The sequence below is a fragment of the Citrobacter sp. wls710 genome, from assembly GCF_005281115.1.
GTDB classification, from domain to species: Bacteria; Pseudomonadota; Gammaproteobacteria; order Enterobacterales; family Enterobacteriaceae; genus Citrobacter; species Citrobacter werkmanii.
This window is the reverse complement of the sequence record NZ_SZXD01000021.1, coordinates 43,367-55,580: the sequence shown is the minus strand read 5'-3', so window position 1 is coordinate 55,580 and position 12,214 is coordinate 43,367. Positions and strand designations below refer to the sequence as shown.

The window sequence follows — 12,214 nt, the reverse complement described above, 5'->3', positions numbered from 1 at the left end:
ACATCATCGGGCCTGTACACTCAGGACTCTACCGCTAACGCACGGTTTCTGAATTTCAGCGACTGGTACAGCCAAATCAGCAGCACCAGTACCACACAGGCCAGTGCGCCCCAGGTAATTTCGCTAAAGACGTCGATGTAGGCATTGATGGAATAGTTGATGGCTCCGGCAGCGTCAAACGACCCTTGCGACGTCTGGTCGGCGATCACCCCAGCCAGGTAGTTGGCGATTGCGCCGGAAAGCAGCATATAAATGCCGGTTAATACACCGGTTACACCGGGGATCTCGATGCGCGTAATTTGTGACATTGCCACCGGGTCGATAAACAGTTCGGCAAAACCCATGACCGCCAGCCCCAATACCATCAGCGGCATGGAAGAGTGGCCGTAAGCGGCGGACCAGCGGGCGCTTAAGGTCAGAATACAAAAACCGGCGCTCATTAAACCGAGACCAAGGGCGAATTTACCCCAGATGCGTACGGTGCGATTACCGCTTACGCTCTCTTTGACCACCCAGGCCAGCACGATACCGCACAGCATAACCGCAAAGGCGTTAACCGACTGGAACATCGCGGTGGGTACGGAATACCCCAGAATGTCGCGATTAACAAAGCGGTCGATATACAGGCTGATTGAGCTGCCGCCCTGTTGAGCAAAGGCCCAGAACAGCATGCTAAAGAAGGTCAGCGTTACGATAAGCCCCAGTTCTTTGCGCTGTTTCTGCGTTTGCGCCTGGCGATAAATCTTCGCCAGAACCGCCAGACCAATGACAGTGGCAACGATCAGGGCGTACACGGACCACTCTTTCCAGAACAAGACAGTAATCAGCAGTGGGGCGGCAACCAGCAGGACTAACAGCCAGGCCCAGTTTGGCAGCATATATTTTTTCGCACACAGGACGGCCTTGTTGACGCCGGTGGTATGGGCGAAATGGCGATTGCCACATAAGAAAATCACCAGCCCCGCCAGCATGCCGATAGCGGCCAGCGCAAAGCCCATCGCCCAGCTGTACTCTTCCTGCACATAGCCGCAGGCTATCGGGGCAATGATTGAACCAATATTTCCGGCAGCATAGAGCAGAGAGAACCCACCGTCGCGACGCGGATCTTCAGGCTGGTACAGCTCACCCAGCAGACAACTGACGTTGGATTTAAACAGACCGTAGCCACAGACGATAATCGCCAGCGATAAATAAAGGAATGCCGGGGCCATTTCGCTGGCGCCCAACACCAGATGCCCCACCGCCATCAAAAATGCGCCGATCATCACCGCCATCCGGTTGCCGAGCACTTTATCCGCCAGATACCCACCGAGAATGGGGGTGACATAGACCAGCGAGCAGTAGGCGCTGAACAGTTCATAGGCGTGATTATCGTCGTACTTAAGCTGGCTAGTGAGATACAGAATCAGCAGCGCACGCATACCGTAAAAACTGAAATATTCCCAAATTTGTAGCGCGACAACGTAATAAATCGCCCGCGGTTGAGATGCTTGTTTATTCATTGTTTTCTCGAAGTAAATGTCTCACAACAGGCTGGATGTGCTGTGCGAGCGTGTTTCCTTAAAGTTGTAACTTTGATACAGATCTGATTATTTTTGCAATATGCTGTCTGATTGCATAAATATACATGAATTAGATCGCGTGGTGGTATGCAAATTGCGTTCTACAGCGGTGTGATTGTTTCTTAATGTGTCAGTGAAATGACTATCGACGAACGCAGGCGAGGACGCTATTTTAACCTAAGCTGTGTTGCTGATTGGGCAGGCAGAATTTATGACAACGAGGACGATGATGAAAAACACCGAACTGGAACAACTGATCAATGACAAACTGAACAGCGCCGCCATTAGCGACTATGCGCCGAACGGTTTGCAGGTTGAGGGCAAAGAGACGGTGCATAAAATCGTGACAGGCGTGACCGCAAGCCAGGCGCTGCTGGACGAGGCGGTGCGCCTGCAGGCGGATGCGGTCATCGTTCATCACGGTTATTTCTGGAAAGGCGAATCTCCGGTGATTCGCGGCATGAAGCGCCATCGTCTGAAAACGCTGTTGGAAAATGATATCAACCTGTATGGCTGGCATCTGCCGCTGGATGCCCACCCGGAACTAGGTAATAACGCGCAGCTTGCCGCGCTGTTGGGTATTACCGTGATGGGGGAAATTGAGCCGCTGGTGCCGTGGGGTGAACTCTCTATGCCGGTTCCGGGGCTGGAGCTGGCGTCGTGGATTGAGGCGCGTCTGGGCCGTAAACCTTTATGGTGCGGTGATACCGGGCCGGAAAAGGTGCAACGCGTCGCGTGGTGTACGGGGGGCGGTCAAAGCTTCATTGATAGCGCAGCCCGGTTTGGCGTCGATGCCTTTATTACCGGGGAAGTCTCAGAGCAAACCATTCACTCAGCCCGCGAACAAGGGCTGCATTTTTATGCTGCCGGTCACCATGCAACCGAACGCGGCGGGATTCGCGCATTAAGTGAATGGCTGAATGAAAACACCGATCTGGATGTCACGTTTATCGATATTCCTAACCCAGCGTAATTAATAAAGAGGGACGAAAGTGCAGCGAGCGCGTTGTTATCTGTTAGGTGAGACTGCGGTAGTGCTTGAACTGGAGCCGCCCATTACGCTGGCGTCTCAGAAACGTATCTGGCGTCTGGCCCAGCGTTTGGCTGATGCCCCGAATGTGCGTGAAGCTATTCCGGGAATGAACAATATCACGGTGATCTTGCGCGACCCGCAAACGCTGGCGCTGGATGCGATTGAACGCCTGCAGCGCTGGTGGGAAGAGAGCGAAGCGCTGGAACCGGATTCGCGTTTTATTGAAATCCCCGTCACTTATGGCGGTGAGTTTGGTCCGGATCTGGCAGCGGTCGCCCGGCACAGTGGATTAAGCGACAAGCAGGTCGTCGAACTTCATGCGTCAGTCGACTATGTGGTGTGGTTTATTGGTTTTCAGCCAGGGTTCCCCTATCTCGGGAGCTTACCTGAACAACTGCATACCCCAAGACGGGCAGAGCCGCGTCTGCTTGTTCCGGCAGGTTCTGTAGGTATCGGTGGATCGCAAACGGGGGTCTATCCGCTTGCCACGCCCGGCGGATGGCAATTGATTGGGCGTACCTCGGTGTCGCTATTTGATCCAAAACGAGAAGAGCCGATCCTGTTACGCGCTGGGGATACCGTGCGTTTTGTTCCGCAGAAGGAGGGGGTATGTTAAACATCATTCGCGCGGGCATGTATACCTCGGTCCAGGACGGCGGACGCCACAATTTTCGTCAATCCGGCATCAGTCACTGCGGTGCGCTGGATAAACCAGCGCTGAACGTTGCTAACCTGCTGGTGGGAAATGATGCGAATGCCGCTGCGCTGGAAATCACGCTGGGGCAACTGGTCGTGGAATTTGAAGCCGATGGTTGGTTTGCGCTGACCGGCGCTGGATGCGAAGCGCATCTGGATCGTGCTCCTGTGTGGAGCGGGTGGCGGCTGCCGGTGAAAGCAGGACAGCGCTTGACGCTAAAACGTCCACATCATGGTATGCGTAGTTATCTGGCTGTAGCGGGCGGATTTGATGTGCCTGAAGTGATGGGGTCGCGTAGCACCGATCTTAAAGTTGGCATTGGCGGGCTGGAAGGGCGTCTGCTGCGCGATGGCGATCGGCTGGCGATTGGAGCATCTACCCGGCAATTTAGTGGGCCGCAGGGGGTAAAACAGCTGATGTGGGGAAACCACATTCGTGCGCTGCCCGGGCCTGAGTATCAGGAATTTGACGAGGTCTCGCAGGCGTCTTTCTGGCGTTCGCCGTGGCAACTTAGTCCGCAAAGTAACCGGATGGGGTATCGCCTGCAGGGGCAGCCGTTGACGCGTATGACCGATCGCGAGTTGCTGTCGCATGGCTTACTCCCCGGCGTGGTGCAGGTTCCGCATAATGGTCAACCGATCGTGCTGATGAATGATGCCCAGACGACGGGCGGCTATCCGCGCATCGCCTGCATCATCGAGGCGGATATGTATCATCTGGCGCAGATCCCGCTCGGCCAGCCGATTCATTTTGTGCAGTGTTCGCTGGAGGAAGCGCTTAAGGCGCGCCATGATCAGCAGCGTTATCTGCAACAGTTAACATGGCGACTTAACAATGAAAATTGATCTCAACGCAGACCTCGGCGAGGGCTGTGCTAACGATGCAGCGCTGCTGCAACTGGTTTCGTCAGCTAATATCGCCTGTGGGTTTCATGCTGGTGATGCGCAAACCATGCTTTCAAGCGTGCGTGAAGCGCTAAAAAATGGTGTGGCGGTAGGTGCACATCCGAGCTTTCCGGATCGGGAGAATTTTGGCCGTAGCGCCATGACTCTGCCAGTGGAAACGGTGTATGCGCAAACGCTGTATCAAATTGGCGCGCTGGCAGCCATTACGCATGCGCAGGGTGGCGTGATGCGCCATGTGAAACCCCACGGCATGCTTTATAACCAGGCGGCAAAAGATCCACAGTTGGCGGATGCGATTGCGAAAGCGGTGCATGCCTGCGATCCCTCGCTGGTTCTGGTGGGGCTGGCGGGAAGCGAACTGATTCGCGCCGGGGAACATTATGGCCTGGTGACGCGTCAGGAGGTTTTTGCCGATCGGGGTTATCAGGCTGACGGCAGTCTGGTTCCGCGTAGCCAGCCTGGCGCATTGATAGAGGATGAAGAGCAGGCGCTGGCGCAAACGCTAGAAATGGTGCAATCCGGTAGAGTAAAAAGTCAGAGCGGAACATGGGCGAACGTGACGGCCCAGACGGTATGCATTCATGGGGATGGCGAGCACGCACTCGCTTTTGCCCGTCGCTTGCGCAGTGCATTCGAAGCATGCAATATTCAAATTAGCGCATAAATTTTTCATACAAAACAATAATATATCACACAACAACATAAGGGACTGAATTATGGGAGAGGCTGTTTCTCTCTGGCCATTGACGGGGATCGCCGTCATTGTGGTCGGATTTCTTTTACGTTTTAACCCGGTATTGGTGGTCATTATTGCCGGGATCGTCACCGGACTGGCGGCGCATATGCCAATCGCTACCATTCTGGAAAAGCTGGGTGAGGGATTTCTCAACACCCGCAACCTGCCGTTTATCCTGCTGATCCCACTGGCGGTTATTGGCCTGTTGGAGCGTCACGGACTCAAAGAGCGCGCTCAGGCGTGGATTGCCAAAATCCGCAGTGCCACCAGCGGCCGTCTGCTTATTGTCTATCTGTTTATTCGTGAGGCTACCGCGGCTTTAGGGCTGACCAGCCTGGGGGGACATCCGCAGATGGTGCGTCCGCTGCTGGCGCCAATGGCAGAAGGGGCCGCCGAGAAAAACCACGGTGAGATACCGGGGGCGGTTCGTTATCGTCTGCGCGCCATGTCTGCCGCGACCGATAACGTTGGGCTGTTTTTCGGTGAAGATATCTTTGTTGCCTTCGGTGCGATCATATTCATGCACAACTTTATGCTGGAGTCTGGCGGGATCCAGACCGAACCGCTGCATATTGCCCTGTGGGGGATCCCGACGGCAATATGCGCCTTCCTGATCCACGGCACGCGTCTGTGGCGGCTGGACAGCTATTTGCAGCGTGAAGTGGCGAAAGCGAATGCCGCAGCACAGGGAGAAGCAAAATGAATTTTCAGCAAAGCTATCTCTACTGGCTGGCAGGTGCGGTTTTACTGATTGTGGCGCTGATGTCCTGGCGGGATAAAGCTAACCCGCGTCGCTTAACCACCGGTCTGTTTTGGGGCCTGTACGGCGTTCTCTTTCTGCTTGGCGACTGGACATACTCGCTGTTTGGCGATAAACGCGCGGTGCATATTGCCGTCGGCGTCGCGGTGGTCATACTGGCCCTGATCGCCGGTTTCGGCGGCGTAAAGCTGGGAAGCTACCATCAGCGAACGCCGCAACAGCGTGAAGAAAGCGCCAGTAGGTTGGGTAACCGCTTGTTTTTCCCGGCGCTGGCGATCCCGGTGGTGACCGTTATCGGTGTACTCATGTTCAACCATATTCCGGGCTTACAGGATGCGCTGTTTGGACCGGGTAATCACGCCACATTGGTGACGCTTTTCTCTATGACCGCAGGCTCGTTGATTGGTCTGGCGATGGCGATAAAAATGACCCATGAGCGGGTGCATCAGCCGATTCAGGAAGCACGCCGACTGCTGGACTCCATCGGGTGGGCATTCATCCTGCCGCAGATTCTGGCTACTCTTGGACTGTTGTTCACTGCGGCGGGTGTCGGCAGCGGTATATCCTGGCTGACGCAAGAATACCTGGCGGTGGATAGCCGCTTTATCGCGGTGGCGGTGTACACCATTGGTATGGCCTTGTTGACGATGGTGATGGGCAATGCGTTTGCCGCTTTCCCGATTGTGACCGCTGGGATTGGTATTCCGATCCTCGTATTGCAACACGGTGGTAACCCAGCGGTGATGGCGGCGATTGGTATGTTCTCGGGGTATTGCGGAACGTTGATGACGCCAATGGCGGCGAACTTCAATATTGTGCCTGCGGCGCTGCTGGAGCTACCAGACAAAAACGCGGTGATTAAAGCGCAGGTGCCGACGGGCATACTGCTACTGTTGGTTAACGTTTTTCTGATGTATTTCCTGATGTTCCTGTAAGGAGGAAGGATGAAAACAGTACTCATCACGGGATTTGAACCCTTTGGCGGCGAGTCAGTTAACCCTTCCTGGGAAGTGGTCTCGGGCCTCGACAATGCTATCATCGATGGATGCCGCGTCGTTGCCCGCCAGTTGCCGTGCGTCTTTGGCGAGTCTCTCGCCGTACTCAATGCTGCAATTGACGCATTGTCGCCATCGCTGGTGCTGGCAGTAGGGCAAGCGGGTGGTCGATCGGATATCACCGTGGAACGCGTGGCGATCAACGTTGACGATGCGCGTATTGCGGATAATCAGGGGCAACAGCCGATTGATGTACCGATTGTGGCCGATGGCCCTGCGGCGTGGTTTAGCACATTGCCGATCAAAGCGATGGTTGTCTCCATGCGCAACGCGGGAATTCCGGCCTCGGTTTCTCAGACGGCGGGCACCTTCGTGTGTAACCACGTGATGTATGGCCTGCTGCATAAATTACGCGACGTGCCGGCAGTGAAGGGCGGTTTTATTCATATTCCTTATCTGCCACAACAGGCCGCGCAGCACCCCGGAGCGCCAAGTATGGCGGCGGAAACAGTACGTCGGGCGCTGGAGGTCGCGATTGCCACCGCATTGCAGGTGGATAGCGATATCGCCATGACGGGCGGTGCAACACATTAACAAAGGACAGTATTATGCCTGAAGGCCCGGAGATCCGCCGTGCGGCGGATACCCTGGAGGCGGCAGTCAAAGGCAAACCCCTGACGGATGTCTGGTTTGCCTTTGAGCAGTTAAAACCGTATCAATCCCAACTCATCGGGCAGAGTGTTACCCAGCTTGAAACGCGGGGTAAAGCCTTGCTGACCCATTTTTCCAATGGTCTGACGCTGTATAGCCACAATCAGCTTTACGGCGTGTGGCGAGTGGTCGATACCGGCAACATGCCGCAAACCACGCGGGTGCTGCGCGTCAGGATGCAAACCGAGGATAAAACTATCCTGCTGTATAGCGCGTCTGACATCGAAATGCTGACACCAGAGCAGCTCACCACCCATCCATTTCTGCAACGGGTGGGACCGGACGTGCTGGATTTGCGTTTAACGCCCGCAGAGGTAAAAACGCGTCTGCTGTCACCCCGTTTTCGCAATCGCCAGTTTTCCGGTCTGTTGTTAGATCAAGCGTTTTTGGCGGGATTAGGTAACTATCTGCGGGTAGAAATTCTCTGGCAGGTGGGGTTGACCGGTCAGCATAAAGCGTCACAGCTTAGCGATGAACAGTTGGATGCGCTGGCGCAAGCGCTGCTTGATATTCCTCGCCTGTCGTATAACACTCGCGGCCAGGTCGATGACAATAAGCACCACGGCGCGCTGTTTCGCTTTAAGGTCTTTCACCGGGACGGCGAAGCCTGTGAGCGCTGTGGCGGCATCATCGAGAAAACGACACTTTCCTCGAGACCCTTTTACTGGTGTCCCGGATGTCAGACGTAGATCTATACCGAAGCATATGTTTTACGATATTGCAGCGGCGTTTTGCCCATGTTTTTGCGAAAGCAGGTAATAAACCAGGCATATTCGGAGAAACCAACCTGTGCGGCAATATCGCGTACCGAGCCGTTGGTATGTAACAGCAGTTCGCAGGCCTGACGGATACGGCGCATCATCAGGTATTCCTGAATGGTACCGCCGGTCTCTTCGTGAAAACGGCGGGAGGCATGGCCCCGCGAGCAACCCATCTCGCTGGCGATATCTTCCAGCGAGCAGCGCTGGTGAAAGTGAGTTTCAATCCAGCGGATAATGCTGACCGAAAATGTATTTTGTCCCGTGGCCTGCGCCTGATGTGGCAGCAGGCTAATGAGCTGCATCACCAGAAATGCGCTGTCACTGATGCTAAAAGTCTGGTCTTTGCTTTGCTCTTCAAAACGGCTCAGCAAGGTTTCAATGACTGGCTGAACATCGCCTACGTCAAATACTCGCGCTTTCTCTCCCCTGCCGCACAGTTGGCGCAGCAGCATCTGCTGGCGAGGAAAATCCCGCAGGTACTGCTCAATCTGTGGGCCGTTAAAGTGCAGCGTAGTACGATGATAAATATTACGATCATCCTGTTCGACAAACACTTTATGCAGCTTACCCGGCGGGAAAATAAAAATACGCCCGGGTTTGACGGTGTATTGTTGGTGCTCCATAAGCGCGATGCCTACTCCCTGAGAAACCGATAATATCTCCACGCACTGGTGCCAGTGATAGTAGTTGGCTGGCATATCCTTCATCCGATTAAAGTAAATCGACTTGTCGTTGAGGCTTATGTGCTCAAGATAGCTACTGTCTTCAGTCCGCTGCATTTATGTCTCGCCTGGTAATGTGAATAAACTTAAGTTTTTATCACTGTAATCGAATTTTCTCCGCAAAATGCAGGTGAATGTTGTTCTTCATCACTAGCGTTGTGTGGAAATACGACAATTATCACATTTGTATGTCAGCCCAAATCCTTATTATGCGCCCAATACTTCATCAAATGAAACGAGGTTTCATTATGCGAGCAAGGCAAGAGTATGCAGAAAAGGCGCGGCAATGGTTGGCATCAGCCATTCCTCATCTCTACCGTGATAACACGCGTTTGGACGTGGGCGAAACGTCTGCACAATATCCAATGGATATTGCCGGCATGGAGGGGTTTGCGCGTCTATTGTGGATCCTTTCACCGTTGTTAAGTGGGGGAGATGCGAGTGAGTATCGTGAGGCTTTTATTTGCGGTATTCGTCATGGCTGTGACCCCGAACATCCAAATTATTGGGGCAATCTGGTTGATAACGATCAGCGCTGCGTGGAAATGGCCGCCTTCGGCGTTGCATTGGCTCTGCCGAATACCGGGTTATGGGACGCCTTAACAACCGATGAGCAGGACAATCTGGAGCGCTGGTTACGGCAAAGTGCTGATATCCAAATCCCGGATAATAACTGGCACTTCTTCCCGGTATTGGTGCAGGTCGGTCTTAAATGTGTCGGACGCCACTACGACATGATGGTTATTGATAAGCATCTGAATGCGATTGAACCTTTCTGGTTGGGTAATGGCTGGTACTCAGATGGTGCAGGCAAACCGCGCGATTACTATATCTCCAGCGGGTTTCATTTTTATAGTTTGCTGTATAGCCATCTTATGCAGGACGCCGACCCTGAACGGTGCCTGCGCTACCGTCAGCGGGCGCGTCAGTTTGCCAAAGATTACATCTACTACTTTACCTGTGAGGGCGATGCGATTCCGTTTGGCCGCAGTCTGACCTATCGCTTTGTTCAGGTTGCGTTCTGGAGCGCCGTCGTCTGGACGGAACTGGATGTTTTTACGATCCCTATCGTCAAAGGCGTGATTTTGCGCCACCTCGACTGGTGGTTCGCGCAGCCTTTCATTGGCCCGGATGGTTTATTTACGCTGGGATATACCTACCCGAACCTGGTGATGACCGAAGATTACAACAGTCCATGTTCGCCCTGGTGGGCATGTAAGGCGTTGCTGATTTTAGCACTGCCGGAACAGAGCGCGTTCTGGCAGGCCGAGTCGGCCCCGTTGCCTGAACCTGAGCCGATTCATCCGATAAAGGAAGCGGGACAATTTATCGTTCATGATGATGAAAACCGACACGCCTGGATGCTGATGTCGGGCCAGTATGACCGCAATAACTTTGTCAATTTCGATGCCAAATACGGCAAATTTGCTTACTCCAGCCACTTTGGTTTTACCCTGGAGCGCGGTCATTATGGTCTGAACCATGCTGCCTGTGATTCGATGCTGATGTTCAGCGAACAGGATAACTACTGGCGTGGACGCCGTGAGTGCGATTCTGTTGAAATGACGGATGCGTTGATCCGAAGCCGATGGCTCCCGTGGTCAAACGTCGTCGTCACGACCTGGCTCGTCCCGTTTCAACAGGGACATATTCGCATCCATCGCGTTGAAACCACGCGCCTGCTTGACTGTGTCGAGGGGGGATTCGCGCTTAACCGCCATCAACTCATCGATACCCAAACTGCATCGCATGGGGTCACGCTTCGTGCCAGCTCCGGCATATGCCAGATAACCGATCTGTTGGCTGAGCGTCAACCGGAGGTCGTCACAACGCCACCCAACAGCAACATTCTGTATGCCTCACCGGGGGAGATCCCCTGTCTTCGTAGCACGCTTACGCCGGGTACACACTGGCTGGCCTGCGCTGTCAACGCCACATCGCTTTTATCGCTGCCGTTTGCGGCGGCAATGGCGTTCGACCGTGAAAATCAGGTGCTGACGCTGGGTGTGAAAACGCTGGAAATCATATAACTGACGCATGTGCGGAGAAAAATAATGACTAACCCTGTTCAGTCGACGCGCTCGGCTTACATCAAACTGAGCCTGTTCGTATTCCTGTTTACCTTTACCTGGGCGGCCAGTTTTGGCCTGTACGCTATCTGGCTGGGAGATAAAGCCGGGTTGGATGGTGTGGAGATCGGCACGGTGTTTGCCGTAAACGGTGTTTTTGCGGTAGTTATCAAACCTGTTTACGGTTACATCATGGATAAAATGGGCATGAAAAAACATTTGCTCTATTTTGTCTGTCTTGTTTCGGCCCTGATGGCGCCATTTTTTATCTGGTGTTATTTGCCGCTATTACAAACGCATTTTATCAGCGGGATGATCGTCGGTGCGCTATTTTTCAGCCTTGGCTGGTATGCGGGCGTGGCGGCGGAAGAGTCCTATGTTGACCGTTTCAGTCGTCTGTACGCGATGGAATTTGGCCGGATCCGCATGTGGGCGGCGCTGGGGTGGGCAACGGCGTCTTCATTCTCTGGGTATCTCTACAATATCTCGCCCAAAATCAACTTTGTTATCAGTAGCGTTTCCGCGCTGTGCATGTTTGCGGTTCTGCTGACGCTGAAAGTTGATCACTTTGGCCTGGAAGAGAATGACGTTCTGTCGAAAGAGAAGATTGTCATTGGCGATGTTTTCGAGCTGCTGCGCAATAAAAAATTCTGGACCTTTGCGCTGTATATCGCCGGAGTGGCATGGATGATGTTTATTGCCGAACAGCAGTTCTCTCGCTATTTCGTCACCTTCTTTAGCACGAAAGAAGAAGGCAACGCCATGTTTGGCTACATGAGTACCGCGCAGTCAGCCGCAGAGTTTTTCGGCATGATGCTGGTACCCGCCATTATTAACCGCATTGGCGCTAAGCAGGGGATGATCCTGACCGGTCTTGTGATTAGCCTGCGTTTGATTATCTCCGGATTAACTAACGATCCGTTGATTATCTGTCTGGTGAAGCCGTTGTATGGGATTGAAATCGCCCTGATTCTGGTGTCGGTCTTCAAATACATTGCCGAGCATTTCGATAAACGCGTTAACGCCACGATGTACCTACTGGGCTATCAGGCCATGATTTATGTCGGTTCTATTGTCGTGGCACCACCTGCCGGCTACGCCTACCAAAAAATTGGTTTTGAGCATACCTATCTGATTATGGGCGTGATAGCTCTGGTATTTACCGGGATCTCCGCCATCACGCTTTCTACTTGCTATCAACACAAAAAAACCATTACAGCCCCTGTCCATGGGCAAGAAGCCACCCATTAAAATGAAGAAAAC

12 protein-coding genes are annotated in these 12,214 nt (G+C 53.6%); 10 read left to right on the top strand and 2 right to left on the bottom strand.

Annotated elements, in window-relative coordinates:
- Positions 1 to 20: 20 nt before the first annotated feature.
- Positions 21 to 1,502 (bottom strand): dipeptide permease DtpD, encoded by a 1,482-nt coding sequence (gene dtpD, locus FDX14_RS06505; protein WP_137349222.1) that lies wholly within the window; start codon positions 1,500 to 1,502, stop codon positions 21 to 23.
- 289 nt (positions 1,503 to 1,791) lie between these two features.
- Here dtpD and ybgI point away from each other — a divergent pair, with 289 nt between their 5' ends.
- Genes ybgI through nei form a run of 8 tightly spaced genes read left to right on the top strand, consistent with a single transcriptional unit; the run spans position 1,792 to position 8,088 of the window.
- Entirely contained in the window at positions 1,792 to 2,535 is a 744-nt protein-coding gene (ybgI, locus tag FDX14_RS06500; RefSeq protein ID WP_016152273.1) for a radiation resistance protein YbgI, read from the top strand.
- Between the two features lie 19 nt (positions 2,536 to 2,554).
- Positions 2,555 to 3,211, top strand: a complete 657-nt coding sequence (gene pxpB, locus FDX14_RS06495) for a 5-oxoprolinase subunit PxpB (protein WP_061381675.1) — start codon at positions 2,555 to 2,557, stop codon at positions 3,209 to 3,211.
- Entirely contained in the window at positions 3,205 to 4,137 is a 933-nt protein-coding gene (gene pxpC, locus FDX14_RS06490) for a 5-oxoprolinase subunit PxpC (protein WP_038638865.1), read from the top strand. Before pxpB ends, pxpC begins: the two co-directional genes overlap by 7 nt.
- Entirely contained in the window at positions 4,127 to 4,861 is a 735-nt protein-coding gene (gene pxpA / locus FDX14_RS06485) for a 5-oxoprolinase subunit PxpA (RefSeq protein WP_042309735.1), read from the top strand. Before pxpC ends, pxpA begins: the two co-directional genes overlap by 11 nt.
- A gap of 52 nt (positions 4,862 to 4,913) precedes the next feature.
- Positions 4,914 to 5,636: a DUF969 domain-containing protein gene (locus FDX14_RS06480; protein ID WP_061381677.1), complete on the top strand. Its 723-nt coding sequence runs from the start codon at positions 4,914 to 4,916 to the stop codon at positions 5,634 to 5,636.
- On the top strand, positions 5,633 to 6,628 hold the full coding sequence (locus tag FDX14_RS06475; RefSeq protein WP_042309733.1) for a DUF979 domain-containing protein: 996 nt from the start codon (positions 5,633 to 5,635) through the stop codon (positions 6,626 to 6,628). The genes FDX14_RS06480 and FDX14_RS06475 overlap by 4 nt, the downstream gene beginning before the upstream one ends.
- Positions 6,629 to 6,637: 9 nt before the next feature.
- Positions 6,638 to 7,282 carry a pyroglutamyl-peptidase I gene (pcp, locus tag FDX14_RS06470; protein WP_042309730.1) on the top strand — a complete coding sequence of 215 codons (645 nt, stop codon included), beginning with the start codon at positions 6,638 to 6,640 and terminating at the stop codon, positions 7,280 to 7,282.
- 14 nt (positions 7,283 to 7,296) lie between these two features.
- Positions 7,297 to 8,088, top strand: coding sequence for an endonuclease VIII (nei, locus tag FDX14_RS06465; RefSeq protein WP_061381678.1), 792 nt, complete (start codon positions 7,297 to 7,299; stop codon positions 8,086 to 8,088).
- Between the two features lie 2 nt (positions 8,089 to 8,090).
- On the opposite strand, the gene FDX14_RS06460 is transcribed toward nei, so the two are convergent.
- Positions 8,091 to 8,939, bottom strand: a complete 849-nt coding sequence (locus FDX14_RS06460) for an AraC family transcriptional regulator (RefSeq protein WP_061381679.1) — start codon at positions 8,937 to 8,939, stop codon at positions 8,091 to 8,093.
- Between the two features lie 191 nt (positions 8,940 to 9,130).
- Here FDX14_RS06460 and FDX14_RS06455 point away from each other — a divergent pair, with 191 nt between their 5' ends.
- Together FDX14_RS06455 and FDX14_RS06450 are read left to right on the top strand one after the other, a co-directional pair.
- The gene (locus tag FDX14_RS06455) at positions 9,131 to 10,912 is read left to right on the top strand and encodes a DUF2264 domain-containing protein (RefSeq protein WP_170973578.1); all 1,782 of its coding nucleotides are present in this window, start codon (positions 9,131 to 9,133) and stop codon (positions 10,910 to 10,912) included.
- A gap of 24 nt (positions 10,913 to 10,936) precedes the next feature.
- The gene (locus tag FDX14_RS06450; RefSeq protein WP_137349220.1) at positions 10,937 to 12,202 is read left to right on the top strand and encodes an oligosaccharide MFS transporter; all 1,266 of its coding nucleotides are present in this window, start codon (positions 10,937 to 10,939) and stop codon (positions 12,200 to 12,202) included.
- Positions 12,203 to 12,214: the final 12 nt, after the last annotated feature.

What these genes read in the sequence shown, in the direction of transcription:
- dtpD (WP_137349222.1), bottom strand. Translation starts at nt 1,502, where the DNA reads ATGAATAAACAAGCATCTCAACCGCGGGCGATTTATTACGTTGTCGCG.
- ybgI (WP_016152273.1), top strand. Translation starts at nt 1,792, where the DNA reads ATGAAAAACACCGAACTGGAACAACTGATCAATGACAAACTGAACAGC.
- pxpC (WP_038638865.1), top strand. Translation starts at nt 3,205, where the DNA reads ATGTTAAACATCATTCGCGCGGGCATGTATACCTCGGTCCAGGACGGC.
- pxpA (WP_042309735.1), top strand. Translation starts at nt 4,127, where the DNA reads ATGAAAATTGATCTCAACGCAGACCTCGGCGAGGGCTGTGCTAACGAT.
- FDX14_RS06480 (WP_061381677.1), top strand. Translation starts at nt 4,914, where the DNA reads ATGGGAGAGGCTGTTTCTCTCTGGCCATTGACGGGGATCGCCGTCATT.
- FDX14_RS06475 (WP_042309733.1), top strand. Translation starts at nt 5,633, where the DNA reads ATGAATTTTCAGCAAAGCTATCTCTACTGGCTGGCAGGTGCGGTTTTA.
- pcp (WP_042309730.1), top strand. Translation starts at nt 6,638, where the DNA reads ATGAAAACAGTACTCATCACGGGATTTGAACCCTTTGGCGGCGAGTCA.
- nei (WP_061381678.1), top strand. Translation starts at nt 7,297, where the DNA reads ATGCCTGAAGGCCCGGAGATCCGCCGTGCGGCGGATACCCTGGAGGCG.
- FDX14_RS06460 (WP_061381679.1), bottom strand. Translation starts at nt 8,939, where the DNA reads ATGCAGCGGACTGAAGACAGTAGCTATCTTGAGCACATAAGCCTCAAC.
- FDX14_RS06455 (WP_170973578.1), top strand. Translation starts at nt 9,131, where the DNA reads ATGCGAGCAAGGCAAGAGTATGCAGAAAAGGCGCGGCAATGGTTGGCA.
- FDX14_RS06450 (WP_137349220.1), top strand. Translation starts at nt 10,937, where the DNA reads ATGACTAACCCTGTTCAGTCGACGCGCTCGGCTTACATCAAACTGAGC.